The sequence below is a fragment of the Undibacterium sp. Ji42W genome (assembly GCF_049340405.1).
GTDB lineage: Bacteria > Pseudomonadota > Gammaproteobacteria > Burkholderiales > Burkholderiaceae_D > Undibacterium.
Window position 1 is genome coordinate 1 of record NZ_JBMPOV010000022.1, and the last position, 25,061, is coordinate 25,061.

General features: G+C 49.4%; 38 protein-coding genes and 1 pseudogene. 33 read left to right on the plus strand and 6 right to left on the minus strand.

Annotated elements, in window-relative coordinates; genetic code table 11:
• The 33 genes and pseudogenes from tuf to ACO0LG_RS28705 form a co-directional block, all read left to right on the plus strand.
• A pseudogene (tuf, locus tag ACO0LG_RS28545) lies at nt 1-125 on the plus strand (elongation factor Tu); the annotation flags it as partial.
• 132 nt (nt 126-257) lie between these two features.
• Nucleotides 258-575 carry a 30S ribosomal protein S10 gene (gene rpsJ / locus ACO0LG_RS28550; protein ID WP_110255911.1) on the plus strand — a complete coding sequence of 106 codons (318 nt, stop codon included), beginning with the start codon at nt 258-260 and terminating at the stop codon, nt 573-575.
• Nucleotides 576-798: 223 nt separating this feature from the next.
• The gene (gene rplC, locus ACO0LG_RS28555) at nt 799-1,455 is read left to right on the plus strand and encodes a 50S ribosomal protein L3 (RefSeq protein ID WP_186953125.1); all 657 of its coding nucleotides are present in this window, start codon (nt 799-801) and stop codon (nt 1,453-1,455) included.
• A 3-nt stretch (nt 1,456-1,458) separates the two neighbouring features.
• Entirely contained in the window at nt 1,459-2,082 is a 624-nt protein-coding gene (gene rplD / locus ACO0LG_RS28560) for a 50S ribosomal protein L4 (protein WP_186953126.1), read from the plus strand.
• Entirely contained in the window at nt 2,079-2,393 is a 315-nt protein-coding gene (rplW, locus tag ACO0LG_RS28565) for a 50S ribosomal protein L23 (RefSeq protein WP_422989131.1), read from the plus strand. Before rplD ends, rplW begins: the two co-directional genes overlap by 4 nt.
• Nucleotides 2,394-2,395: 2 nt before the next feature.
• The gene (gene rplB, locus ACO0LG_RS28570; RefSeq protein WP_186950513.1) at nt 2,396-3,223 is read left to right on the plus strand and encodes a 50S ribosomal protein L2; all 828 of its coding nucleotides are present in this window, start codon (nt 2,396-2,398) and stop codon (nt 3,221-3,223) included.
• Between the two features lie 10 nt (nt 3,224-3,233).
• The gene (gene rpsS, locus ACO0LG_RS28575; protein WP_110255916.1) at nt 3,234-3,509 is read left to right on the plus strand and encodes a 30S ribosomal protein S19; all 276 of its coding nucleotides are present in this window, start codon (nt 3,234-3,236) and stop codon (nt 3,507-3,509) included.
• A gap of 6 nt (nt 3,510-3,515) precedes the next feature.
• Nucleotides 3,516-3,848, plus strand: coding sequence for a 50S ribosomal protein L22 (gene rplV, locus ACO0LG_RS28580; RefSeq protein ID WP_174244915.1), 333 nt, complete (start codon nt 3,516-3,518; stop codon nt 3,846-3,848).
• Nucleotides 3,849-3,857: 9 nt separating this feature from the next.
• Nucleotides 3,858-4,691: a 30S ribosomal protein S3 gene (gene rpsC, locus ACO0LG_RS28585; RefSeq protein ID WP_422948928.1), complete on the plus strand. Its 834-nt coding sequence runs from the start codon at nt 3,858-3,860 to the stop codon at nt 4,689-4,691.
• Nucleotides 4,692-4,693: 2 nt separating this feature from the next.
• Nucleotides 4,694-5,113: a 50S ribosomal protein L16 gene (gene rplP, locus ACO0LG_RS28590; protein ID WP_110255918.1), complete on the plus strand. Its 420-nt coding sequence runs from the start codon at nt 4,694-4,696 to the stop codon at nt 5,111-5,113.
• A gap of 12 nt (nt 5,114-5,125) precedes the next feature.
• On the plus strand, nt 5,126-5,317 hold the full coding sequence (gene rpmC / locus ACO0LG_RS28595) for a 50S ribosomal protein L29 (RefSeq protein ID WP_110255919.1): 192 nt from the start codon (nt 5,126-5,128) through the stop codon (nt 5,315-5,317).
• Nucleotides 5,317-5,589 carry a 30S ribosomal protein S17 gene (gene rpsQ / locus ACO0LG_RS28600; RefSeq protein ID WP_110255920.1) on the plus strand — a complete coding sequence of 91 codons (273 nt, stop codon included), beginning with the start codon at nt 5,317-5,319 and terminating at the stop codon, nt 5,587-5,589. The genes rpmC and rpsQ overlap by 1 nt, the downstream gene beginning before the upstream one ends.
• Nucleotides 5,590-5,828: 239 nt before the next feature.
• A complete protein-coding gene (rplN, locus tag ACO0LG_RS28605) occupies nt 5,829-6,197 on the plus strand; it encodes a 50S ribosomal protein L14 (RefSeq protein WP_006464924.1) in 369 nt (122 codons plus the stop codon).
• A 9-nt stretch (nt 6,198-6,206) separates the two neighbouring features.
• Nucleotides 6,207-6,521, plus strand: a complete 315-nt coding sequence (gene rplX / locus ACO0LG_RS28610; protein WP_110255921.1) for a 50S ribosomal protein L24 — start codon at nt 6,207-6,209, stop codon at nt 6,519-6,521.
• Between the two features lie 4 nt (nt 6,522-6,525).
• Nucleotides 6,526-7,065, plus strand: a complete 540-nt coding sequence (rplE, locus tag ACO0LG_RS28615) for a 50S ribosomal protein L5 (RefSeq protein WP_110255922.1) — start codon at nt 6,526-6,528, stop codon at nt 7,063-7,065.
• A gap of 7 nt (nt 7,066-7,072) precedes the next feature.
• Complete coding sequence (rpsN, locus tag ACO0LG_RS28620; RefSeq protein WP_110255923.1) at nt 7,073-7,378, plus strand: 30S ribosomal protein S14; 306 nt, start codon at nt 7,073-7,075, stop codon at nt 7,376-7,378.
• Nucleotides 7,379-7,392: 14 nt separating this feature from the next.
• Nucleotides 7,393-7,788, plus strand: a complete 396-nt coding sequence (gene rpsH, locus ACO0LG_RS28625) for a 30S ribosomal protein S8 (RefSeq protein ID WP_110255924.1) — start codon at nt 7,393-7,395, stop codon at nt 7,786-7,788.
• A gap of 10 nt (nt 7,789-7,798) precedes the next feature.
• The gene (rplF, locus tag ACO0LG_RS28630) at nt 7,799-8,332 is read left to right on the plus strand and encodes a 50S ribosomal protein L6 (RefSeq protein ID WP_423031878.1); all 534 of its coding nucleotides are present in this window, start codon (nt 7,799-7,801) and stop codon (nt 8,330-8,332) included.
• 12 nt (nt 8,333-8,344) lie between these two features.
• Nucleotides 8,345-8,707, plus strand: a complete 363-nt coding sequence (gene rplR / locus ACO0LG_RS28635) for a 50S ribosomal protein L18 (protein ID WP_110255926.1) — start codon at nt 8,345-8,347, stop codon at nt 8,705-8,707.
• A gap of 12 nt (nt 8,708-8,719) precedes the next feature.
• Nucleotides 8,720-9,238: a 30S ribosomal protein S5 gene (gene rpsE, locus ACO0LG_RS28640; RefSeq protein ID WP_423009068.1), complete on the plus strand. Its 519-nt coding sequence runs from the start codon at nt 8,720-8,722 to the stop codon at nt 9,236-9,238.
• Between the two features lie 10 nt (nt 9,239-9,248).
• Nucleotides 9,249-9,428, plus strand: a complete 180-nt coding sequence (gene rpmD, locus ACO0LG_RS28645) for a 50S ribosomal protein L30 (RefSeq protein ID WP_110255928.1) — start codon at nt 9,249-9,251, stop codon at nt 9,426-9,428.
• A 28-nt stretch (nt 9,429-9,456) separates the two neighbouring features.
• The gene (gene rplO, locus ACO0LG_RS28650) at nt 9,457-9,888 is read left to right on the plus strand and encodes a 50S ribosomal protein L15 (protein WP_110255929.1); all 432 of its coding nucleotides are present in this window, start codon (nt 9,457-9,459) and stop codon (nt 9,886-9,888) included.
• A 25-nt stretch (nt 9,889-9,913) separates the two neighbouring features.
• Complete coding sequence (gene secY / locus ACO0LG_RS28655) at nt 9,914-11,251, plus strand: preprotein translocase subunit SecY (protein WP_423031880.1); 1,338 nt, start codon at nt 9,914-9,916, stop codon at nt 11,249-11,251.
• Between the two features lie 23 nt (nt 11,252-11,274).
• Nucleotides 11,275-11,493 carry a translation initiation factor IF-1 gene (gene infA, locus ACO0LG_RS28660; RefSeq protein WP_005663428.1) on the plus strand — a complete coding sequence of 73 codons (219 nt, stop codon included), beginning with the start codon at nt 11,275-11,277 and terminating at the stop codon, nt 11,491-11,493.
• Between the two features lie 33 nt (nt 11,494-11,526).
• On the plus strand, nt 11,527-11,640 hold the full coding sequence (gene rpmJ, locus ACO0LG_RS28665) for a 50S ribosomal protein L36 (RefSeq protein WP_014004415.1): 114 nt from the start codon (nt 11,527-11,529) through the stop codon (nt 11,638-11,640).
• Nucleotides 11,641-11,668: 28 nt separating this feature from the next.
• Entirely contained in the window at nt 11,669-12,034 is a 366-nt protein-coding gene (rpsM, locus tag ACO0LG_RS28670) for a 30S ribosomal protein S13 (RefSeq protein WP_186950499.1), read from the plus strand.
• A 31-nt stretch (nt 12,035-12,065) separates the two neighbouring features.
• A complete protein-coding gene (gene rpsK / locus ACO0LG_RS28675; RefSeq protein WP_110255932.1) occupies nt 12,066-12,470 on the plus strand; it encodes a 30S ribosomal protein S11 in 405 nt (134 codons plus the stop codon).
• 251 nt (nt 12,471-12,721) lie between these two features.
• Nucleotides 12,722-13,345, plus strand: a complete 624-nt coding sequence (rpsD, locus tag ACO0LG_RS28680; RefSeq protein ID WP_422948925.1) for a 30S ribosomal protein S4 — start codon at nt 12,722-12,724, stop codon at nt 13,343-13,345.
• Nucleotides 13,346-13,449: 104 nt separating this feature from the next.
• Nucleotides 13,450-14,427: a DNA-directed RNA polymerase subunit alpha gene (locus ACO0LG_RS28685; protein ID WP_110255934.1), complete on the plus strand. Its 978-nt coding sequence runs from the start codon at nt 13,450-13,452 to the stop codon at nt 14,425-14,427.
• A 124-nt stretch (nt 14,428-14,551) separates the two neighbouring features.
• Complete coding sequence (rplQ, locus tag ACO0LG_RS28690) at nt 14,552-14,947, plus strand: 50S ribosomal protein L17 (protein ID WP_110255935.1); 396 nt, start codon at nt 14,552-14,554, stop codon at nt 14,945-14,947.
• A 263-nt stretch (nt 14,948-15,210) separates the two neighbouring features.
• Nucleotides 15,211-15,540 carry a divalent-cation tolerance protein CutA gene (gene cutA, locus ACO0LG_RS28695; RefSeq protein ID WP_423031883.1) on the plus strand — a complete coding sequence of 110 codons (330 nt, stop codon included), beginning with the start codon at nt 15,211-15,213 and terminating at the stop codon, nt 15,538-15,540.
• Nucleotides 15,537-17,390 (plus strand): protein-disulfide reductase DsbD, encoded by a 1,854-nt coding sequence (dsbD, locus tag ACO0LG_RS28700; RefSeq protein WP_423031885.1) that lies wholly within the window; start codon nt 15,537-15,539, stop codon nt 17,388-17,390. Before cutA ends, dsbD begins: the two co-directional genes overlap by 4 nt.
• 99 nt (nt 17,391-17,489) lie before the next feature.
• Nucleotides 17,490-18,131, plus strand: coding sequence for a peroxiredoxin (locus ACO0LG_RS28705; RefSeq protein ID WP_423031887.1), 642 nt, complete (start codon nt 17,490-17,492; stop codon nt 18,129-18,131).
• A gap of 262 nt (nt 18,132-18,393) precedes the next feature.
• Here the strand turns inward: ACO0LG_RS28705 and sbcB are convergent, their stop codons facing one another.
• From sbcB to yihA, 6 genes are all read right to left on the minus strand, one after another.
• Nucleotides 18,394-19,830 (minus strand): exodeoxyribonuclease I, encoded by a 1,437-nt coding sequence (sbcB, locus tag ACO0LG_RS28710; protein WP_423031889.1) that lies wholly within the window; start codon nt 19,828-19,830, stop codon nt 18,394-18,396.
• Nucleotides 19,831-19,879: 49 nt separating this feature from the next.
• Nucleotides 19,880-20,974, minus strand: coding sequence for a magnesium transporter CorA family protein (locus ACO0LG_RS28715; protein WP_423031891.1), 1,095 nt, complete (start codon nt 20,972-20,974; stop codon nt 19,880-19,882).
• On the minus strand, nt 20,955-22,205 hold the full coding sequence (locus ACO0LG_RS28720) for a sterol desaturase family protein (RefSeq protein ID WP_423031893.1): 1,251 nt from the start codon (nt 22,203-22,205) through the stop codon (nt 20,955-20,957). Before ACO0LG_RS28720 ends, ACO0LG_RS28715 begins: the two co-directional genes overlap by 20 nt.
• On the minus strand, nt 22,198-22,896 hold the full coding sequence (locus ACO0LG_RS28725) for a lysoplasmalogenase (RefSeq protein WP_423031895.1): 699 nt from the start codon (nt 22,894-22,896) through the stop codon (nt 22,198-22,200). Before ACO0LG_RS28725 ends, ACO0LG_RS28720 begins: the two co-directional genes overlap by 8 nt.
• Nucleotides 22,897-22,901: 5 nt before the next feature.
• Nucleotides 22,902-23,939, minus strand: a complete 1,038-nt coding sequence (gene hemB, locus ACO0LG_RS28730; protein ID WP_423031897.1) for a porphobilinogen synthase — start codon at nt 23,937-23,939, stop codon at nt 22,902-22,904.
• Nucleotides 23,940-24,125: 186 nt separating this feature from the next.
• Complete coding sequence (gene yihA, locus ACO0LG_RS28735) at nt 24,126-24,923, minus strand: ribosome biogenesis GTP-binding protein YihA/YsxC (RefSeq protein ID WP_423031899.1); 798 nt, start codon at nt 24,921-24,923, stop codon at nt 24,126-24,128.
• Nucleotides 24,924-25,061: the final 138 nt, after the last annotated feature.

The following is a 25,061-nucleotide window of genomic DNA, read 5'->3' on the forward strand; positions in this document are numbered from 1 at the left end:
GTGATAACGTTTCTATCACTGTAAAACTGATCAACCCGATCGCGATGGAAGAAGGCTTGCGCTTCGCTATCCGTGAAGGTGGCCGTACAGTCGGTGCTGGCGTTGTTGCTAAAATCATCGAGTAATATCTGTCGTAATTTGTAGTATACTAGCTGGCTGTCGTATTGAATTTAATGCGACAGCCAATTTAGTTTTCGCTCTTTATTCAATATGCCGGCGGCTCTGCCGTACCTGGCTCGCTCTTTATAGGAATGAACATGTCCACACAAAATCAAAAAATCCGTATCCGTCTGAAAGCTTTCGATTACAAGCTGATCGATCAGTCCGCTCTGGAAATCGTAGAAACAGCCAAGCGCACTGGCGCTGTTGTTAAAGGCCCGGTTCCTTTGCCTACACGTATCCAGCGTTTCGACGTACTGCGTTCCCCGCACGTGAACAAAACTTCCCGTGATCAATTCGAAATCCGTACTCACCAGCGTTTGATGGACATCGTTGACCCAACTGACAAAACAGTTGACGCGTTGATGAAGCTCGATCTGCCAGCTGGCGTTGACGTAGAAATCAAATTGCAATAATTCTTATTGATTTGAACATACTGATGCAAATTAGTATGTTCAGAAAAATACTGAAAATTCGACATACCACAATTTTTCGAAAATTCAAATAAATTAGTCTTGTAAATAAAAAATTTGCGGGCTATAATCGAAGGCTTAGATGTAGGTCAGCTCCGGCTGGCCTATTCGTTTAAGTTTTTTAAACATCAGCCTCACCCAATCGTAGGTGAGAATGGAGAAAACAATGAGCTTGGGCCTAGTTGGTCGCAAGGTTGGTATGATGCGCATCTTTACAGATGATGGGGATTCGATTCCTGTTACTGTTCTGGACGTATCCAACAACCGCGTGACGCAAGTCAAAACTCCTGAAACAGACGGTTACTCCGCTGTTCAGGTAACTTTCGGTCAGCGCCGTGCATCCCGTGTAACAAAAGCGGCTGCCGGTCACCTCGCAAAAGCAGGTGTTGAAGCTGGTACTGTATTAAAAGAATTCCGTATTGATGCTGCTAAAGCCGCTGAAATGAAAGCAGGCGATGTTGTGCCTGTTGGCATGTTCGAAGCTGGTCAAAAAGTGGACGTGCAAGGTGTAACGATTGGTAAAGGCTATGCCGGTACGATCAAGCGCCATCACTTCTCTTCTGGTCGTGCAACTCACGGTAACTCCCGTTCGCATAATGTACCTGGTTCTATCGGTATGGCGCAGGATCCAGGTCGTGTATTTCCTGGTAAGCGCATGACTGGTCATCTGGGTGATGCAACTCGTACTGTGCAAAATCTGGAAATCGCTCGCGTAGATGCAGAGCGTCAGTTGTTGCTGGTGAAGGGTGCCGTGCCGGGTGCAAAAAATGGTCAGGTGATTGTATCTCCTGCTGTTAAAGTTAAAGCCAAGAAGGGAGCCTAATCCATGGAACTGAAGCTCCTAAACGAACAAGGTCAAGCAGCGTCGAACGTAGCCGCTCCTGATACTATCTTTGGTCGTGACTACAATGAAGCCTTGATTCATCAAGTCGTCGTTGCATTCCAAGCCAATGCTCGTAGCGGTAATCGCAAACAAAAAGACCGTGAAGAAGTCCATCACACAACCAAGAAGCCTTGGCGTCAAAAAGGTACTGGTCGTGCCCGTGCTGGTATGTCCTCTTCTCCATTGTGGCGTGGCGGTGGTCGTATATTCCCGAACTCGCCTGATGAGAATTTCTCTCACAAAGTTAACAAAAAGATGTATCGTGCAGGTATCTGCTCGATCCTGTCCCAGTTGGCTCGTGAAGGTCGTTTGAATGTGGTTGACGATGTCACTGTTGATGCACCTAAGACAAAACTGTTGTCCGACAAACTGAAGGCAATGGGTTGCCTGGATTCCGTCCTGATCATCACTGACGAATTCAATGAAAACCTGATGTTGGCAGCGCGTAACCTGGCAAACGTATTGGTCGTTGAACCACGTTATGCTGATCCAGTTTCTTTGGTGTTCTACAAGAAAGTGTTGATCACCAAGCCAGCACTGGCAAAGATTGAGGAGATGCTGGCATGAGCGCACCAGTCAAACATAGCGAAGAACGCCTGATGAAGGTGTTGCTGGCTCCTGTGATTTCTGAAAAAGCAACCATGGTTGCTGAAAAGAATGAGCAAGTGGTTTTCCTGGTTATGCCAGATGCAACCAAGCCAGAAATCAAAGCTGCCGTCGAATTGCTGTTCAAAGTACAAGTTGAATCTGTACAAGTAGCAAATCGCCAAGGTAAACAAAAACGTACCGGTAAATTTAATGGCCGCCGCAATCATACAAAACGCGCTTTTGTATGCTTGAAGCCAGGTCAGGAAATTAACTTCACTGAGGGGGCATAAGCATGGCACTCGTTAAGATGAAGCCAACCTCACCAGGTCGTCGTGGTATGGTGAAGGTAGTGACAGAAGGCCTCTACAAAGGTCGTCCGTTCGCTGCTTTGTTGGAAAAGAAATCAAAAACTGCTGGCCGTAATAATAACGGTCACATCACTACCCGTCATATCGGTGGTGGTCATAAGCAGCATTATCGTCTGGTTGACTTCAAACGCAACAAAGATGGTATTCCTGCAAAAGTAGAACGTATTGAATACGATCCTAACCGTACAGCACACATCGCTTTGTTGTGCTACGCGGACGGCGAACGTGCATACATCATTGCTCCTAAAGGTATGGCTGCTGGTGATCAGGTCATGAACGGCTCTCAAGCGCCGATCAAATCTGGTAACTGTTTGCCTATCCGTAATATCCCGGTCGGTACTACTATGCATTGCGTAGAAATGCTGCCAGGTAAAGGTGCTCAGATTGCACGTACAGCCGGTGCTGGCGTTGTTCTGATGGCACGCGAAGGTACTTACGCTCAAGTTCGTCTGCGCTCCGGTGAAGTTCGTCGTATTCATATCGAATGCCGCGCGACGATCGGTGAAGTAGGTAACGGTGAGCATAACCTGCGCAAAATCGGTAAAGCTGGTGCAATGCGTTGGCGTGGTGTTCGTCCTACCGTTCGCGGTGTGGTCATGAACCCGGTCGATCACCCGCACGGTGGTGGTGAAGGTAAAACTGCAGCCGGCCGTCACCCAGTATCACCATGGGGTCAGCAAACCAAGGGTAAGAAGACTCGTCGCAACAAGCGCACTACTTCGATGATCGTCTCACGCCGTGGCAAGAAATAAGGGATAAAACATGACACGTTCATTGAAAAAAGGGCCGTTTTGCGACGCCCACCTGGTGAAGAAAGTCGAAACCGCGCAAGCGACTAAAGACAAGAAGCCAATCAAGACTTGGTCCCGTCGTTCGACAATTATGCCGGACTTCATCGGTTTGACCATTGCGGTTCATAACGGTAAGCAACACGTACCAGTTTATGTTTCCGAAAACATGGTTGGTCACAAGCTCGGCGAATTCGCGCTGACCCGTACGTTCAAGGGTCACGCTGCCGATAAAAAGGCTAAGAGATAAGGACCGATGATGGAAACTAAAGCAAATTTGCGCGGTGTGCGTCTGTCTGAGCAAAAAGGTCGCCTGGTGGCTGACCTGATTCGCGGTAAAAAAGTAGATCAGGCATTGAATATCCTGGCATTCAGCCCTAAAAAAGGTGCTGCGATCATCAAGAAAGTGTTGGAGTCTGCAATTGCAAACGCCGAGCACAATGATGGCGCGGACATCGATGAGCTGAAAGTAAAGACTATCTATGTCGAAAAAGGTGCGATTCTGAAGCGCTTCACAGCACGCGCTAAAGGTCGTGGTGATCGTATCTCTAAACAATCCTGTCACATTTATGTGACCGTTGGTAACTAAGGAGTCACGATGGGACAGAAGATACATCCAACCGGTTTTCGCTTGGCAGTAACACGTAACTGGTCTTCTCGTTGGTATGCTGGCAATGGTAACTTTGCCAGCATGCTCATCGAAGATCTGAAGGTACGTGAATACCTGAAGAAGAAACTGAAAAACGCGTCTGTAGGCCGCATCGTTATTGAGCGTCCTGCTAAAAACGCACGCATCACGATATACAGCTCCCGTCCAGGCGTTGTGATCGGTAAAAAAGGCGAAGATATTGAAGTATTGAAAGCTGAATTGTCGAAATTGATGGGCGTGCCAGTTCACGTCAACATCGAAGAAATTCGCAAGCCAGAAATCGATGCTCAACTGATCGCTGATTCTATCGCTCAACAGCTGGAAAAACGCATCATGTTCCGCCGTGCGATGAAACGTGCGATGCAAAATGCAATGCGTTTGGGCGCGCAAGGTATCAAGATCATGTCTGGTGGTCGTTTGAACGGTATCGAGATCGCACGTAAAGAATGGTATCGCGAAGGCCGTGTGCCTCTGCATACCCTGCGTGCTGACATCGACTACGGCTTTGGCGAGGCATCCACAACTTACGGCATCATTGGCGTAAAAGTATGGGTCTACAAAGGCGATCGTTTGGCAAATGGCGATGCGCCTGTTATCGAATCGACACCGGAAGACGACAAAAAACGTCGCGGTCCACGTCGTGATGATGGCAAGCCAAATAGCCGTCCACGCGCCAAGCGTCCAGAAGGACAAACACCGACGACCGGCGCAGCAGCCCCGGCAGCCAAGCGCGTACGCGCAAAAGCTGACGCTGCAGCACCGGCTGAGAAAGCAGGAGAATAATCATGCTGCAACCAGCACGCAGAAAATATCGCAAGGAACAGAAAGGCCGTAACAAGGGTATCTCGCATACTCGTGGTACAGCAGTTTCCTTCGGTGAGTTTGGCTTGAAGGCAGTTGGTCGTGGTCGTATCACAGCGCGTCAGATTGAAGCAGCGCGTCGTGCAATGACTCGTCACATTAAACGCGGTGGCCGTATCTGGATCCGCATTTTCCCGGACAAGCCAATTTCCCAGAAACCAGCGGAAGTCCGTATGGGTAATGGTAAGGGTAATCCTGAGTACTACGTTGCCGAGATTCAACCAGGCAAAATGTTGTACGAGATGGATGGTGTCGATGAGACGCTGGCACGCGAAGCGTTCCGCTTGGCTGCAGCTAAATTGCCGCTGTTGACAACGTTCGTCGTCCGTCAAGTCGGCCAATAATAGGAGTTGTAAATGAAAGTATCTGAACTCCAAGGTAAGGATCAGGCGGCTTTGACCAAAGAACTGAATGAATTGTTGAAGGCACAATTCAGCCTGCGTATGCAAATCGCTACGCAACAGCTGACTAACACTTCTCAATTGAAGAAAGTTCGTCGTGACATCGCGCGTGTGAAAACCGTCATGAACCAGAAGGATGCCAAATAATGAACGATCAAGTTAAAGTCGCACTGAAGCGCACATTGATTGGCAAGGTTGTTTCCGACAAGATGGACAAAACCGTAACAGTGGTTGTTGAACGTCACGTCAAGCATCCTTTGTATGGCAAGATCATCGTCCGTAGTGCCAAGTACCACGCACACGATGAAGCGAACCAGGCAAAGGCCGGCGACACCGTTGAAATTCAAGAAGGTCGTCCTATCTCCAAGACTAAAGCTTGGACAGTGACACGTGTGGTTCAAGTCGCACAAGTAGTATAAATTTATTGCACAAATCGTTTTTTGGTGTAATAATAATGGGCTGTCATTTGCAAAGTATGCGAGTGACAGCCTAAATGTCTTTCATAACGCCCTCTTGTTGTGAAAGTGTTAAAAAAATCGTCCACCTAATCAGTTGGCTCGTGCATTGTAGGTTATGTAGGGGTTAGCTGGCGGGACCAAGACTGACTACAAATTTGCATTGCGCAAGTTGTGTGGATTAAGTTGGGAAAGAGAACATTATGATTCAAACAGAAAGCCGGCTGGAAGTGGCTGACAATACTGGTGCGCGCGAAGTTCTGTGCATTAAAGTGTTGGGCGGTTCCAAGCGTCGTTATGCGGGTATTGGTGACGTAATTAAAGTCACTGTTAAGTCTGCTGCTCCGCGCGGTCGTGTAAAAAAAGGTGAAATTTACAACGCCGTTGTCGTGAGGACAGCTAAGGGTGTTCGTCGTCAAGATGGCTCGTTGGTCAAATTTGATGGCAATGCTGCAGTATTGTTGAATGCAAAACTTGAGCCTATTGGTACTCGTATTTTCGGCCCAGTAACACGCGAACTGCGTACTGAGCGCTTTATGAAAATCGTGTCTTTGGCTCCAGAAGTGCTGTAAGGGGTCGTGATGAATAAAATTCGTAAAAACGACGAAGTCATCGTCTTGACGGGTAAAGACAAAGGTAAGCGCGGTCAGGTGCAGGTTTGCATCGATAGCGATTACGTTGTTGTTGCAGGTATTAACGTTGCTAAAAAAGCTGTTAAGCCTAACCCAATGACTGGCGCAGTAGGTGGCATCGTGGATAAAGTGATGCCGATTCATGTGTCGAATGTTGCATTGTTTAATGCAGCGTCTGGCAAAGCAGACCGTGTAGGCTTCAAGGTAGTGGATGGCAAGAAAGTCCGTATCTACAAGTCGACTGGCGAAGTTGTGAAGGCATAACATCATGGCCCGTCTACAAGCAATATATAAAGATAAAATCGTTGGTGAACTGACTGAAAAGTACGCGTACAAATCAGTTATGGAAGTTCCACGTATCTTGAAAATCACCCTGAACATGGGTTTGTCTGAAGCAATTGCAGACAAAAAGATTATTGAGCATGCGGTTGGTGACCTCACCAAGATTGCTGGTCAAAAACCAGTAGTTACCAAAGCTCGCAAAGCGATCGCTGGTTTTAAAATCCGTGAAGGTTATCCAATTGGTTGTATGGTAACTTTGCGTGGCGCTCAGATGTATGAATTCCTGGACCGTTTCATCACAGTGGCATTGCCACGTGTACGTGACTTCCGTGGCGTTTCTGGTCGTGCGTTTGATGGTCGTGGTAACTACAATATCGGTGTCAAGGAACAGATCATTTTCCCTGAAATCGAATACGACAAGATCGACGCGTTGCGTGGTATGAATATCAGTATCACGACAACAGCAAAGACCGACGACGAAGCGAAAGCACTCCTCGCCGCATTTAAATTTCCGTTCAGAAACTGAGGTCGCCATGGCAAAACTGGCACTGATTAATCGTGAGCAAAAGCGTGCAGACCTGGTGAAGAAATTCGCTGGTAAGCGTGCCGAATTGAAGGCCATCATTGATGACCAATCAAAGACCGAAGAAGAGCAGTACGCTGCCCGTCTGAAGTTGCAGGCCTTGCCACGTAACTCCAATCCGACCCGTCAGCGTAACCGCTGCGCCTTGACAGGTCGCCCTCGTGGCACATTCCGTAAATTTGGTTTGGGCCGTATTAAACTCCGTGAAGTCGCCATGCGTGGTGAAATCCCGGGTATGACTAAAGCCAGCTGGTAATAGGAGAATAAGCAATGAGTATGAGCGATCCTATCGCCGATATGCTGACCCGCATCCGTAACGCACAAGTTGTTCAAAAGACTGTCGTCGCGATGCCGTCCTCCAAAGTAAAGATCGCAATTGCGAACGTACTTAAAGACGAAGGTTACATTGAAGATTTCGCAGTTTCTGAAACTGCAGGTAAGTCCGAATTAAAAATCGGCTTGAAATATTACGCAGGACGTCCTGTGATTGAACGCTTGGAACGTGTATCACGTCCAGGTCTCCGTATTTACAAAGGTAAAGACGAGATCCCAAGTGTCATGAACGGTTTGGGAGTGGCGATCGTTTCCACACCACAAGGCGTTATGACTGACCGCAAAGCGCGCGCAACCGGTGTCGGTGGCGAAGTGATTTGCTACGTCGCCTAAGGAGTGAAAGATGTCTCGAGTAGGTAAGATGCCAATCGCTTTGCCGGCAGGTGCTGAAGTCACCATTTCGACAGAGCAGATTACAATTAAAGGCCCACAGGGCGTGTTGTCTCAAGCCTTGAACGGCCTGGTGACAGTTGCGAACGACAATGGCACTTTGAGTTTTTCCCCAGCTAATGATGGTCGTGAAGCCAATGCGATGAGCGGTACCCTGCGTGCCCTGGTCAACAATATGGTTAATGGCGTCACTAAAGGTTTCGAAAAGAAACTGAATCTGGTCGGTGTTGGTTACAAAGCGCAAGCTCAAGGCGACAAATTGAATTTGTCTCTCGGTTTCTCGCACCCGGTTGTTCACGCAATGCCAACAGGCGTTACATGCACAACACCAACTCCTACTGAAATCCTGATTAAAGGGATTGATAAGCAAAAAGTTGGTCAGGTTGCTGCTGAAGTTCGTGCATACCGCAGTCCAGAGCCTTATAAAGGCAAAGGCGTTCGCTACGCGGACGAAGTGGTTGTGATTAAAGAAACCAAGAAGAAGTAATAGGGGTTGACGATGGACAAGAAACAATCACGTCTGCGCCGCGCACGTCAAACCCGTGCCAAGATCGCAGAACTCAAAGTGAACCGCCTGGCCGTGCATCGCACAAACCTGCATATCTATGCAAACATTATTGGCCCAGACGCCAAAGTGTTGGCATCTGCCTCTACAGTAGAAGCAGAAGTACGTGCAGAGTTGGCTGGCAAGTCTGGTGCAGGCGGCAACGCTGCTGCAGCGAGCTTGATCGGCAAACGTGTTGCAGAGAAGGCAATCAAAGCAGGGGTTACCGAAGTTGCGTTTGACCGCTCCGGTTTCCGTTACCACGGTCGCGTCAAGGCGCTTGCAGAAGCAGCCCGTGAAGCTGGCTTGAAGTTCTAAGGAAAATTTGTCATGGCAAAAATGCAAGCAAAAACAGCAGCCGACAAGCCGGATGATGGCATGCGCGAAAAAATGATCGCGATCAACCGCGTGACCAAAGTGGTCAAGGGTGGTCGTATCATGGGTTTCGCGGCGCTGACAGTCGTTGGTGACGGCGATGGCCGTATCGGTATGGGCAAAGGAAAATCGAAAGAAGTTCCAGTTGCTGTACAAAAAGCGATGGAAGAAGCACGTCGTAAGATGATCAAAGTGACTTTGAAGAACGGTACTCTGCAACACACCGTTACTGGCAAGCACGGCGCGTCTTCCGTCATGATTTCTCCAGCAAAAGAAGGTACTGGCGTTATCGCTGGTGGTCCAATGCGCGCGATTTTTGAAGTAATGGGTATTGTAAACGTCGTGGCGAAATCCAACGGCTCCACAAATCCATACAACATGGTTCGTGCAACTTTGAACGGTTTGGCCAAGATGAGTACTCCATCTGAAATCGCTGCGAAGCGTGGCAAAACTGTTGAAGAAATTCTCAGTTAAGGAGCACCTCATGTCTAAGACAGTAAAAGTGCAATTGGTTAAAGGTTTGATCGGCACACGCCAGGATCACCGTGCAACTGTACGTGGCCTGGGTCTGCGTCGTGTTAATTCAGTTTCCGAACTGGAAGACACGCCATCCGTACGCGGCATGATCAATAAAGTCTCGTATCTTGTGAAGGTTGTATCGTAAGCCGTCAGGTTTGCGATCGGAGCAAATTATGGAATTGAATACAATCCAGCCAGCTGATGGCGCAAAACACTACAAACGTCGTGTTGGTCGCGGTATCGGTTCAGGCTTAGGTAAAACAGCGGGTCGCGGTCATAAAGGCCAAAAATCCCGTTCAGGCGGCTTTCATAAAGTCGGTTTTGAAGGCGGTCAGATGCCTCTGCAACGTCGTTTGCCAAAACGTGGTTTCAAATCACTGGCAACACCGTACAAAGCAGAAGTTCGCTTGACAGATCTGGAAAACCTGCCAGTCACAGAGATCGACGTTTTGGCTTTGAAACAAGCCGGCGTAGTTTCTGAGCTCGCACGCGTAGTCCGTGTGATCTTGTCTGGTGCGATCACCAAGAAAGTTTCTTTGAACGGCTTGATCGTCACTAAAGGCGCTAAAGCTGCAATCGAAGCTGCTGGTGGCACAATCGCTTAATCGAAGCAGACAACCGGAGCATTAATTGGCAACATCTCCACAACAAGCTAAAAGTGCTGCAAGCGGGTTTCCCTGGGGGCGACTCTGGTTCTTGCTGGCGGCACTGGTTGTCTACAGGATTGGTGCACATGTTCCTGTGCCGGGTATAGACGCCAAAGTGCTGGAAGACATGTTCAAACAAAACCAGGGTGGTTTGCTGGGTATGTTCAATATGTTCTCTGGTGGTGCGATGCAAAGATTCACTGTATTCGCCCTGGGTATCATGCCGTATATTTCTGCGTCGATCATCATGCAATTGATGTCGATCGTCTCTCCGCAGCTGGAAGCGCTCAAAAAAGAGGGCGAATCAGGCCGTAGAAAGATTACGCAATTTACACGCTATGGCACTGTGGTTCTGGCCTTAATCGAGAGTTACTTTATCGCATTTGGTCTGGAAGGTCAGTCCGGCCTGGTACTTGATCCTGGCATGGCATTTCGTTTAACGACGGTATTGTCGCTGGTGACAGGCACTATGTTCCTGATGTGGTTAGGTGAGCAAATCACTGAGCGCGGTCTGGGAAATGGTATCTCCATCATCATTTTCGCCGGTATCGCAGCAGGTTTGCCAGGTGGCCTGAGTAATTTGTTTGAACTGGTCCGTACCGGTCAAATGAGTAACTTTGCAGCACTGGTTATCTGTATTGTTGTACCTGCAGTAACGTTTGCGGTAGTGTATGTAGAACGCGGTCAACGCAAGATCCTGGTGAATTATGCGAAACGCCAGGTTGGTAACAAGATATACGGTGGTCAAAGCAGTCATTTGCCACTGAAGTTGAATATGGCTGGTGTCATTCCTCCTATTTTCGCTTCATCGATTATCTTGTTTCCGGCGACGATCACGAGCTGGTTTACCAAGGGTGCAGAATCTTCCACAAGTGGTTTTATCACTTTCCTGAAGGATCTGGCAGCGTCGATGGCGCCTGGTGAACCTATACACGCTTTGTTGTATGCAATAGCGATCATTTTCTTCTGCTTCTTTTATACCGCTTTGGTATTCAACAGCAAGGAAACCGCTGATAACTTGAAGAAGAGCGGTGCTTTTGTTCCCGGGATACGTCCTGGTGACCAGACCGCACGCTATATCGACAAGATTTTGATGCGTTTGACGCTAGCAGGTGCGATTTACATTACGCTGGTTTGTCTGTTGCCAGAATTTTTGATTGCGAAGTGGAAAGTACCATTTTATTTCGGCGGAACGTCTCTGCTGATTATCGTGGTGGTGACCATGGACTTTATGGCGCAGGTACAGAACTATGTGATGTCCCAGCAATATGAATCGCTTCTTCGTAAAGCAAATTTCAAGGGCGGAATTCCTTCAAGGTAATCGCCCAGGGGACAGCAGATCGAATGGCAAAAGACGACGTTATACAGATGCAGGGCGAGATTCTTGAGAATCTTCCGAATGCAACATTTCGAGTTAAGTTGGAAAACGGGCATGTTGTACTTGGCCATATTTCAGGGAAGATGCGAATGAACTATATTCGTATTCTTCCAGGTGATAAGGTGACAGTGGAATTGACGCCTTATGATTTGAGCCGGGCGCGAATAGTGTTCCGTACCAAGTAAATTTAAAATGAACTAGAAGGAAAGAGGGCAAAAATGAAAGTTCTCGCATCAGTCAAGCGGATCTGCCGCAACTGCAAAATCATCAAGCGCAAGGGTGTTGTTCGTGTTATATGCACAGAACCACGCCATAAGCAGCGCCAAGGTTAATTTAACGTTATTGAACGAGGAATAACGAATGGCACGTATCGCAGGGGTTAATATCCCAAATCATCAGCATACCGTAATCGGCTTAACAGCTATCTATGGTATTGGCCGTCCACGCGCACAGAAAATCTGTGACGCAACAGGTGTTTTGACCAATAAAAAGGTTAAAGATCTGGATGACAACGAACTCGAGAAGCTTCGCGACGAAATCGGTAAATTTATCGTCGAAGGCGACTTGCGTCGTGAACTGTCCATGAACATCAAACGCTTGATGGACTTGGGTTGCTACCGTGGTCTCCGTCATCGTAAAGGCTTGCCTTGCCGTGGCCAACGTACCCGCACCAATGCGCGTACTCGTAAGGGTCCACGTAAAGCAGCGCAATCTTTGAAGAAATAATCCAGGCTAGCCCGGATCCAAGGAAAACATTATGGCAAAAGCTCAAAATAACGCCGCAGCAGCACGTGCGCGTAAGAAAGTTAAGAAGAACGTTGCAGAAGGTATTGCTCACGTTCACGCTTCTTTCAACAACACCATCATCACGATCACTGATCGTCAAGGCAACGCGTTGTCTTGGGCAACTGCCGGTGGTGCTGGTTTTAAAGGCTCACGTAAATCTACTCCGTTTGCAGCGCAGGTCGCAGCAGAAGCAGCAGGTAAAGTGGCTGTTGAATGCGGTATCAAAAATCTGGAAGTTCGTATCAAAGGCCCAGGCCCAGGTCGCGAATCTTCAGTACGCGCTTTGAACAATCTGGGTATCAAGATCTCCCTGATTCAAGACGTTACTCCAGTCCCACATAACGGCTGCCGCCCTCCAAAGCGTCGCCGTATCTAAGCTGGAACACCAAGACGCTTGTTGTTTAAGCGCCTTAACCAAGCAGAGTTATTCTCTGCTGGCATTCTGGCGGAATCTCCGTTAGAATGCAGACCCGCCATTCCGTTGGCGGGTTTTGTGTTGTGGAAATTCTAGAGTAGTAAAAATTAATCAAAGGCTTAGAACCTTTGTTGTTAAGACCACCGTCTGCTCGCAGGTAGATCAGACTAGCGTAGTGTAGAAAACATTACGTCATTTACAAGGAAAACATCGTGGCACGTTATATCGGACCAAAAGCAAAACTTTCCCGTCGCGAAGGCACGGACCTGTTCTTGAAGAGCGCACGCCGCTCCCTGGACTCCAAATGCAAACTGGACGCAAAACCAGGTCAACATGGTCGCACTTCTGGTGCTCGTACCTCTGACTACGGTAACCAATTGCGCGAAAAGCAAAAAGTTAAACGTATGTACGGCGTTTTGGAACGTCAGTTCCGCCGCTACTTCGCTGAAGCTGACCGTCAAAAAGGCAACACTGGCGAAACACTGTTGAAATTGCTGGAATCCCGTCTGGACAACGTTGCTTACCGTATGGGCTTCGGCTCCACACGCGCTGAAGCACGTCAGCTGGTCAGCCATAAAGCATTCACAGTCAACGGTATCGTTGTTAACATCGCTTCCTACCAGGTTAAAGCTGGTGATTTGATCGCGGTTCGTGAAAAAGCGAAGAAACAAGTTCGTATCGCTGAAGCGCTGTCCCTGGCAGAACAATCCGGCATGCCTACATGGGTAGCTGTTGATGCGAAAAAACTGGAAGGTACTTTCAAGTCCATGCCAGATCGTAGCGATATCGCTCACGATGTCAACGAATCCCTGATCGTTGAATTGTATTCTCGTTAATATTCAAGTTTCACCGCCTGCCTGTTTTATTACAGGCAGGCTTTTTTCTTTAATGCCGTCAGCCTTATCGGTGTAACGAACCGAGGGTATTGAAAAGGACATTCATGCAAAACAATCTGTTAAAACCACGTATTATCGATGTGGAAATGTTGGGTGCCGGTCACGCTAAAGTCGTGATGGAACCGTTTGAACGTGGCTATGGCCACACACTGGGTAACGCATTGCGTCGTGTACTGTTGTCCACGATGGTTGGTTATGCACCGACTGAAGTTGTGATCGCCGGTGTCGTTCATGAATATTCTTCCCTCGATGGCGTGCAAGAAGACGTCGTTGACATCCTGTTGAACTTGAAGGGCGTTGTCTTCAAGTTGCATAACCGTGATGAAGTCACGCTGACATTAAAAAAAGATGGCGAAGGCGCTGTATTGGCTTCCGACATCGATCTGCCGCATGACGTAGAACTGATCAACCCGGATCACGTTATCGCCAATCTGACAGCCGGCGGTAAGCTGGACATGCAGATCAAGGTAGAAAAAGGCCGTGGCTATGTGCCAGGTAACGTTCGTCGCTTGTCTGAAGATGCGAACAAAACCATCGGTCGTATGATTTTGGATGCGTCTTTCTCCCCAGTACGCCGTGTTTCTTACGCTGTCGAATCTGCCCGCGTTGAACAACGTACTGATCTGGATAAACTGGTCATTAATATTGAGACCAACGGCGTTATCTCTCCTGAAGAAGCAATCCGTCAATCTGCCCGCGTGCTGGTTGATCAATTGAATGTCTTCGCTGCCTTGGAAGGTACTGAAGCCGCCGCTGAAGCCCCATCCCGCGCACCTGCAGTTGATCCTGTCCTGTTGCGTCCAGTTGATGATCTGGAACTGACAGTACGTTCAGCCAACTGCCTGAAAGCAGAAAACATTTACTACATTGGTGATCTGATCCAACGTAGCGAAAATGAACTGTTGAAGACACCAAATCTGGGTCGCAAGTCCTTGAACGAAATCAAGGAAGTTCTGGCTTCCCGTGGTTTGTCTCTGGGCATGAAACTGGAAAACTGGCCACCAGCTGGCCTGGAAAAATAATTTTGTCCCAACGGGTGGGCTGAGACAGCCTGCCCGTTTTTTAACCGTAGTAAACATAATTACCGGCCCGCGATAAGTTTCTTATCGATAGAAGAGCTGGCATTTAAATCTGAAAGGAAATACCATGCGTCATCGTCACGGCTTACGTAAGCTGAATCGTACTTCTTCCCACCGTCTGGCAATGCTGCGCAACATGACAGTATCCCTGTTGCGTCATGAAGCCATCAAAACAACTTTGCCAAAAGCCAAAGAACTGCGCCGCGTTATCGAGCCGATTCTGACTTTGGGTAAAACAGACACACTGGCTAACAAGCGTCTGGCTTTCTCCCGTTTGCGCGACCGCGAAATGGTAGTCAAGCTGTTTGCTGAACTGGGCCCACGTTACGCAAATCGTAACGGCGGCTACCTGCGTATCCTGAAAATGGGTTTCCGCGTCGGCGACAATGCTCCTATGGCATACGTTGAACTGCTGGACCGTCCAGAAGGCGTAGATGCAGCTGATGCACCAGTTGCTGAGTAATTAGCATATTTGGGTCTTATGCCCAGACTGCTTAAAACTTAAAGAAGCCGTTCAGTGTAAACTGAACGGCTTTTTGCTTATGGGTGCGTGCTTTTGAATATGTTTAAGGTCACGCTCATATGCACGCTTGAGGACGCGCTCAAGCAAGGTTCTTGCAGGCATTTATTTCGCGGTATGCTGTAATGCATCTGGCTGTACATCCGACCAAACATCATGCAGGTTTTATCAAGTGCAATAACACTGCCAGCGAATAGGAAATAGCGATGGATAATGACAATTTGATCCTGGTATTGACTAATTTGCCAGATCGCGAAGCCGCCACAAAACTGGCCAGCAAGCTCGTTGCCGAAAAATTGGCTGCCTGCGTGAACATTTCTGCTGATATATTGTCCATCTACAACTGGGATGGTGAGCAGCACGCTGACACTGAAGTGCAATTGATGATCAAGACCCGGCAAGCCTGCTATGCTTCCCTTGAAGCACTGATTCTCGCCCAGCATCCCTATGATCTACCCGAAATAATAGCCATCCCCCTGGTGGCCGGATTGCCGGCTTACCTGGATTGGGTGAGAAAAGAAACCGAAACGCCATGAACACCTCTACGCCACTGTTTTCTGCACACATGCCTGCTCAGCCAAAGAACTTGCGGATATCGCAGTTATGGCGCTTGTGCGGCCTGGTGCTTGCCATATTGTTTGCTTCGCTATCGGCTCCCTTTGCCAGCGCAGAAGACTTTCTCGACCCCGAAGAAGCGTTCAAGGTATCCGCCAGAATGGCAGAGCCAGGTATGGCCGAAGTGACTTTTACGATAGCCGATGGTTATTACCTCTACCGCGAACGTTTCAAATTCAGCTCCGACGATGCCAAACTAGGCGATATCGACATGCCCAAGGGCAAGGTCAAGTTTGACGAAACCTTTCAAAAGGAAGTAGAGACTTACCGCCATTCCCTGGTGGTTCGTATACCTGTGCAGGCAGCAACAGCTTTCACCCTGAAGATAGGGCGTCAGGGTTGTGCCGATGGCGGGCTATGCTACCCACCACTGGAAACACCGGTTAAATTGCAGATTGCTGGCGCCAGCACGGCTGGCGCGCAAGTGGCCGCAAATGTGAGTGCTAACTCAGTGAGCAGCGCTGGTACAGAAACCAGCAGCAAAGCTACAGAAGCCAGTCGTGATGAAGAGACCAGCAGCATCAGCGCCGCTTTGAAAAGTGGCAGGCTTGTCTTGATCCTGCCATTGTTTCTGCTGCTTGGTCTGGGCTTGTCGTTCACTCCTTGCGTCTTGCCCATGGTGCCTATCCTGTCCTTCATCATCGTGGGTGAAGGTGCTGGCATTAAACGCAGCCGGGGGTTTCTGCTGTCCTTGTGCTATGCCCTGGGTATGGCGCTGGTGTACACCGCCCTTGGTATTGCTGCTGGCCTGGTTGGTGAAGGCTTGTCGGCCACCTTGCAAAATCCCTGGGTACTCGGTGCGTTTGCTTTGCTGATGGTCATATTGTCGCTGTCCATGTTCAATGTGTATCAATTGCAGGTGCCAGCGGCTTTACAAACCAAGTTGACGGTGGCTTCAGAAGGGCAACGCAACGGCAAATTGGTAGGCGTGTTTGTCATGGGCGCAATTTCTGCTCTGATTGTTGGCCCTTGTGTCGCAGCACCGCTGGCAGGTGCTTTGGTATATATCAGTCAAACTCGCGATGTTGTCGTTGGTGGCTCGGCCCTGTTTGCGATGGCGATGGGCATGAGTGTACCCTTGCTGCTGGTGGGTATCTCAGCAGGTAGCTTGCTGCCACGCGCAGGTATGTGGATGGAAAGTATCAAGCGCTTCTTCGGTGTCTTGATGCTGGCCATGGCTTTGTGGATGATTAGCCCGGTGATACCTGTGTGGTCACAAATGCTCGGTTGGTCTATTTTGCTGATCGCTTATGCCAGCTATCAATTATTTTTCCAGCGCAGTGGCATGTTCGCTAAAGTCGTATCGGTCATATTTTTCCTGCTTGGTGCCGTGCAACTGGTGGGCGTTGTCACAGGAGGGCGTGATGTATTTTCTCCTGTTGCCCACTTGTACGGTGGCAGTGCAGAACATGTGAAATTTACACGTGTACGCAGTGTTGCTGAACTTGATGCAGCCTTGGCGCAATCCAAAGGCAAGACAGCCATGCTGGATTTTTATGCGGACTGGTGCGTCTCTTGCAAAGAGATGGAAAAACTGACTTTCTCCGAAGCCAAAGTCAAAGCCAAACTCGACAATATGCTTTTGCTGCAAGTCGATGTCACCGCCAATAATGCCGACGATAAAGCCTTGCTGAAACGCTTTGGCTTGTTTGGTCCGCCAGGCATTATCTTCTTTGATGCACGGGGTAAAGAAATTCCCGGTCAGCGCGTCATCGGTTATCAGAATGCAGATAAATTCTTGCAATCCTTGAATCGTGCAGAAAGTAAGTAAAGTATATTCAAAGAATGTATAAGCATGCAACTAATCTATCCTTGAGTAAGAGAGGTAGAGCGGCTATATTCGAGTTCTCATTTCTTTTTGGAGAAAAAAATGACTTTGCGTTTAGGCGATATCGCCCCTGATTTCGAACAAGACTCTTCCATCGGCCCTTTGAAATTTCACGAATGGGCAGGCAATTCCTGGGTAGTCTTATTCTCCCACCCGGCTGACTTTACGCCAGTCTGCACGACAGAGCTGGGTTTGACCGCAAAGCTCAAGCCAGAGTTTGACAAGCGCAATGTAAAAGCGATTGCTCTGTCAGTTGATGGTGCAGAATCCCATCTGCAATGGATCAAGGATATTGAAGCTACACAAAATACAGTCGTTGGTTTCCCTATCGTGGCCGATGCTGACAAGAAAGTTGCAGCACTGTATGACATGATCCACCCTAACCAGTCCGAGACTGTGACTGTGCGTTCATTGTTTGTTATCGATCCGAATAAAAAAGTTCGTCTCATCATCACTTATCCATTGACCACTGGTCGTAATTTTGATGAGGTCTTGCGCGTCATTGATGCGCTGCAATTGACCGATGGCTACACTGTCGCCACACCAGGCAACTGGCGTGATGGTGATGACGTGATCATCCCTTTGTCAGTCAAGGATGAAGATGTGATCAAACAGAAATATCCTAAAGGCTATACTGCTGCCCGCCCATATCTGCGCGTGACACCACAGCCAAACAAACCATGACTTGCGCAAAACCGCCCCGGCTGCGTTGTAGCTCCGGCACTTAGTAAATTCGGTACTAAAGTACTGTCTTCGTCGCTGACGGTGTAGTCGGGATTTCAGGCAACATGTTGCCTGCCGATGCAACGACCCTCCCTTGCAAGGGAGGTTTCCTGAAAGCGATAGCCTTGCTGGGACAATTTTGCGCAACTCATGCAGTGCATCAGGGTAAAACAAAAGCCACGCGCGATTCGTGGCTTTTGTTTTTCAGTTCGAAAAATGGGAGTTATCTCGAAGGTACGATCATTTCAGCATAGTCATACAAAGCGCCCAGTATCTCTTCTGCTGCTTCATCTGCTGTTTCCGACAAAGCATCGATCTCATTGAAATACATCTCCACAGTCCTGGCGTTGCCAACACCATCGAGCAAACGTGCGGCACGGTGTTCTTCCCAGTTTTCTTGTTCTTCCATGCTCAGGCTGTCATGGAAGTTGCGGGCGCGGTAGCGGAACAGTAATTCTGCCAGACGCGGGTCCTGGAAGCTGGTACTGGCCTTGGCGAGTTGCGTGCCATTCATGCGGCGTAAATCATTCAACAGGCGGCGGTCACCGGCACCGACAAAGCCGCCATACAAGTCTTCATCGACATCGCTGGCTGCGGCCTCTGGGCGTGCATACACCTCTTCCCATATCGCTTTGGTAGCGTCAGGCAAGGACGCTGCCTTGATGATGTGCTCCTGCACTTGATGCATGTCTATCTTCCAACGCTCAGCCATGGCAGCCGACAAGGTTTTTAAATTGCCGATAACGATAGGGGACTTGTTGATGTGTATGCTTTTCACAGGCAGGCGTTGTACGCCTTCGGGCAAGGCATCGCTCTTGCTGAACATGCGTAGCTGTATGGCCTCTGCATCTAGCCCAGCCAGCTCCGACGGGTTATGGGACAGGTCCCAGGCGATGACTTCATTCTTGTTCTTGGGGTGCATGGCTAGTGGCCACATCACGGCCAGGCAACCGCGCTCGGTAGGGAACATGCCGGATACATGCAAAAAAGCTTTGTTCAGCTCCGGCATATCGATTTCCGCCGCAACCTTGTCTTTCTTATGCAGGGCAAAGCAAAACTCGAACAGCTTGGGCTGGCGCTCGCGTATCAGGCGCGCCAGGGCGATGGTGGCACGCACATCAGACAGCGCGTCATGAGCAGCTTCATGCGCAATGCCATTCGCCTTGGTCAGGTGTTCAAGGCGAAAGCTGGGCTTGCCTTCATCATTCTTTGGCCAGTTGATGCCCTCAGGGCGCAGCGCATAACAGGTGCGCACCATGTCCATGATGTCCCAGCGGCCACAATTGTTTTGCCATTCGCGTGCGTATGGATCGATGAGGTTACGCCAGAACATGAAGCGGGTAATTTCATCATCGAAGCGTATGGTGTTATAGCCCACGCCTATGGTGCCGGTTTTGCCCAGTTCCTGCTCTATCCTTGCTGCAAATTCATGCTCAGGTATGCCGCGCTCCAGACAGGTTTGTGGCGTGATATGGGTGATCAGACAAGACTGCGGGTCAGGCAAGAAATCATTGGCGGGCTGGCAATACAGCATGACTGGTTTGCCGATTTCATTGAGATGGGCATCCGTGCGTATGGCAGCAAATTGCGCAGGCCTGTCCCGACGGGCGACCGCGCCAAAGGTTTCATAGTCATGCCAGAGAAAGGTGTGTTCTTGCATTGTATTTGAATTTAATTATGTGTTCTGAACTCGGAGATTTTTTTGCAACTTACTCTATCCTGCGGCTGGCCTGATCTTGCAAGTAACGCTGGCTGCGGAAATAAATCAGCAAGAGCACGACAATGACACCCATGGCACCCATGGTGTACCAAAAGCCGGATGCATGCTTGAGCAGGGGCATGACTTCAAAGTTCATGCCAAAGATGCCTGTGATCAGTGTCAGTGGCATGAACAGGGCGGTGATCACAGTCAGGGTGCGCATGATTTCGCTAGTTCTGTGTGCCATTGCTGCAAAGTGTATCTGCACTGCCGATTCCAGCGAGGCTTCAAGGCGGCGTGCATGGTTCAGTACGCGGCTGATATGTTCCATGACATCATTGGTGCGCACCAGCAGCAAGTCCTTGGCGCGGCTATTGCCATCATGGGTATCGACGATATGGTCGCGCAACTCTTGCATGGCATCGCGCTGTTCTTCACACAGGTTGTCAAGCTTGCGCAATTCGACGCGAGAATCGAGCAAGGCCAGCCAGTTATTGAAGGGGCGGCGCGGGTCCAGCAAGGCATGCTGCCAGCGGTCAAGTTGCTGGGTCAGCGGCTGGCGCAATTCCAGGTATTGATCGACCATGGCGTTCAAGAGCCGTAACATCAATTCTTCTGGCGAGATTGGCAGGCGGCTGCCATGGGTATTATTCTCGGCCCTTGATTTATAATCCAGCAGGCGCTGGCGTGCCAGTTCTACCGTGCGGCTTTGCGCCGGGCGCACGGTCACCAGCACATTTTGCATGAGTAAAAAAGACACAGGCGTGGTCGCCAGTTTATTCAGCGCAGCCGGTATCTTGCGCTTCACACCGTTCTTGTTGTCGGCACTTGCTTCTGTCAGTGTCAGCTTGCGAAATACCACCATTTCATATTCTTCGGTGGCATCGAAATAAGAAGGGTGCGTGAGATTCGTCACATCCTTGAGATGCAATTCATAAATCTGCGTACCCGTGATAGCTTCGACACGATTGCGCCATGCAATCGGGTCTGCGGCGACTTCTTCATGGCTGGCATCGAGCCATAAAAAACCACCTGCATTGACCAGGGCTTCTGGCTTGTCAGGATTTTGCAGTGTCTGCGTATCATTAATGTGGAAGATGTCCATGCGTCTTTTGTCGTGAAAAAATAAGCCAGAGTCCACCCAGCGAAATCAGGCAAGTGGCAGTTAGCAATGCCTGTACTGGTGTGCTTAACTCAAAAGAATAAAACCAACTGGCAGTAAGCAAGTTCATCATTAAGATGCACAGTATACGCACAGTCTCAGGCAACAAATAAATACGGCCCCTTTCCATCAGGCCACCTATGCACCATAAGCCCATGACCAGCCAACTGACATAGATGCCGGCATTGAGGGCACTGATGGATTTATACACGATCAGAAAATACGTTGCTGCCTGCAATAACAAGATAAATTGCGCTATGCAATACCAGGTCGTGGCGGTGCTCATTGCCGGATCATAAGCCGGTCTGTGAATATCAAATGTTGATGGAGCACATTGTGCCATGACGTCAGCAGGACGCCAGCCCGGCGGGCGCAACCAGATCTGTAATTTATCCCTCCACCGTCGCGTATGCCATGCATCGCGCCACACCTGCTCATACACGTCGAGATTGGCCCACAAGGGGTTCCAGCTACGCAAGGGCTTGCGTGTACCATAGACGATGCCTACGTCATCCCGTTCTTCGATGAAAGTGCCGAACAACCTGTCCCAGATGACCAGGATGCCACCAAAATTCTTGTCCAGGTATATATCATTGACAGCATGATGCACACGGTGATTGGATGGGGATACAAACACGCGGTCAAACCAGCCCAGTTTGCCTATCTGTTCTGTATGTACCCAGAACTGGTAAAGCAAATCGATGAGGGCGACTGCAATAAACACATCGAGAGGAAAGCCGATGACAGCCATGGGCAAATAAAAAATCCAGCCAAACAAGGGCCCAGTACTGGTTTGCCGCAAGGCCGTGCTCAGATTGTATTGTTCACTCTGGTGATGAACCACATGGGCAGCCCATAACAGATTGGTCTGGTGTCCCATCCTGTGCAACCAGTAATATAAAAAATCATAAAGCAGCAGTGCCGCTATCCACACCCAGATATTGTCCGATGGCAGGCTGAATAATGAAAGGTGCTTGAGCACCAGTGCATACATGCCTATCGAAAACAACTTGGAGAATGCCCCTATGATCTGGCTCATGACGCCCAGGCTCAGGCTATTGAGGGAGTCATTCATGCGGTACAAATGACGCTGGCGTTTGCGCGCCACCATAAACTCCAGAGCGATCAGGATGAAAAAAACCGGACTGGCAAAGGTAATGATTTTTTCATGCATGATCCTGGCCTTGTTCAGTAGGGGATGACGTAACCGAAGCAGCAATCAGCCACAGCGCCAGATAATAGCTGCTGAGGATGAGGAGAGGAGAATGCGTAATAGGTATGTAGAAGCGGTTATAGGCCAGCAGAGTGTCAGACAGCATGAAGCACAGGCCGCCAATCAACCCCAGGCGGCCAGACAGGCTGCGCAATTGCAAGCCGCGGCTGATGGCTTGTGCTGTCATGCAAAGCAACAAACAAACATAGGCAACAACAGGGATGTGCAACGCCGTTGGCAAACCCGGCCACAATATCACCAGGTTAATGATGCCAAGTGCAGCGATACCAGCAAAAGCCAAAGGCTTGCCAGCAAAGCGGCTGTCACTGATCATTGCACGCAGGAAGCAGATGTGTGCCAGCAAAAAACTCAGCAAACCACATAAAAAACCATGGCGAAATACTGTGCCAGGTAACATCAGAAAGATGTCACCAATCAGCGAACAGATGATGCCAATCAGTACGGCGGTTTGATAGGTGCGACTGATGACAGGTTGATTGCGCCATGCAAAAAAGAAGATGGCGAGTGTTGTCAGCGGCTTGAAAATATAGTGCAGATATTGCGCACTGCCTATCTCTTTCCCCCATTCAGCACCGGCAATTGCCAGTGCAGCAAAAATGAAAATGAAGACAGCACGCAACATCTTAGGCATGGCAATCAGCCAGTGTGTTTCAGCAGGCGCGCAACATCACGGGCGAAATATGTCAGTATGCCATCAGCACCGGCACGCTTAAATGCCAGCATGGATTCCATCATGGTCTTGTTGTGATCGAGCCAGCCATTTTGTGCTGCTGCCTTGATCATCGCATATTCACCACTGACCTGATAAGCAAAGGTCGGCACCTTGAATTCATCCTTGACCCTGCGCACGATATCCAGATAAGGCATGCCAGGTTTGACCATGACCATGTCAGCACCTTCGGCCAGGTCCAGTGCGACTTCGCGCAAGGCTTCATCGCTATTCGCCGGGTCCATCTGGTAATTGGCTTTATCGCTTTTGCCCAGGTTGGCGGCAGAACCCACTGCTTCACGGAAAGGACCATAAAAGGCCGAGGCATATTTGGCTGAATAAGCCATGATGCGGGTATGGATAAAATTATTCGCTTCCAGCGCATGCCGTATCGCACCGATACGGCCATCCATCATATCGCTGGGGGCAACGATATCAACACCGGCTTCTGCCTGCACCAGTGCCTGGCGTACCAGCATGGCCGTGGTTTCATCATTGAGGACATAACCGTCAGCATTCAGCAAACCATCCTGTCCATGGCTGGTGTAAGGGTCCAGCGCCACGTCGGTCAATATGCCCAACTCAGGGAAGCGGCTTTTCAGTTCGCGCACTGCGCGTGGGATCAAACCTTTGGGATTGGTCGCTTCTATGCCATCCGGCGTTTTCAATTGCGGGTTGATGGCAGGGAACAATGCCAGCACTGGTATGCCCAGGGCAACGCAATCTTCGGCCACGCCCATCAGCAAATCTATCGTTACTCTTTCCACGCCAGGCATGGATGAAACTTTTTCACTTTGATTGACGCCGTCGATGACAAAAACCGGGTAAATCAAATCAGATGCAGTCACCGCGTTTTCACGCATGAGCGCCCGGGAAAATGCATCTTTACGCATGCGGCGCATACGGATGGCGGGGAAATGCGCAGAGGGGTGAGATGGCTTGGTGGATGGCTTAGTAGATGACATGGTCAGATGACAATCAATGAAAATAATTTTATGCAGGTTAATGAAACTTTTTTTAAGTTGCAACATCTTAATGCACAGGTTGGATCAACTCCACGCCTACCGCTTCTCCTCCCTGAGCGGGCACCGTGCGTCCCTATTCGTAACGGTGTTATTACCCCGGCAAAAAGACTCTTTGCCGGGGTTTTTTTATTCTGCGTCAGCCGGTTTGTTTGCCTGGGCTTTTGCAGGTGCGTTGGCTGTATCTGCGTTGGCGTCTGGGCTTGTATTTACATCAGCCTCTGCATCTGTTTGACCGGTATCATCAGTATCAACGATAGGGTCTCTATCCAGTCCAACCAGACGTTGTACTGCTGCATCGGCTTCTTCTATGCCTATGCGTTTCAGTGCAGAAAACAATTGCAGGCTGAAAGGGAAGAGCGGGCCTTCATCATCCACGTAACTGTCAAGCACCGCCTTGGCTTTGCGCAAGGCATCAGTACATTCGCTACGGTTAAGTTTATCTGCCTTGGTCAAAATGCAATGGATGGGGCGGCCAGTCGGCGCAAACCATTCCAGCATCTGTATATCCAGGTCAGTGAATGGACGGCGGGCATCCATGATCAGCACCAGGGCGGCCAGTTGCGTGCGTCTTTGTACATAGGCACCAAGCAACTGGTTCCAGTGTTGCTTGGCGGCACCAGGTACCTCCGCATAGCCATAGCCCGGCAAATCGACTAACAGGGCGCGGATTTCATCGACCCTGGTTTCATCCTTGCGGTGCTGGCCCACATGGGCTCCGCCGATGGAAAAATAATTAATATGTTGTGTGCGGCCCGGTGTTTTTGAGGCAAAACAGAGTTTTTTCTGATTGCACAGGGTATTGATTGCGGTCGATTTGCCAGCGTTGGAACGGCCAGCGAAAGCAATTTCGGGCACATGGGTACGCGGGAGATCGCGCAGATGATTCACCGTAGTGAAGAAGCGGGCTTGCCAGAGGATAGACATAGAGGAAAGGAATAATGGAAAAATGCAACATAAGGCAGTAAAAACGCCCGAAAGCTATTGTACAATAAGGGGTTAGGTCTTGGGCAGCGATTAAAACCATGTCCATATACCGGTTTTGTACGTATTTCGTTGCAAAAA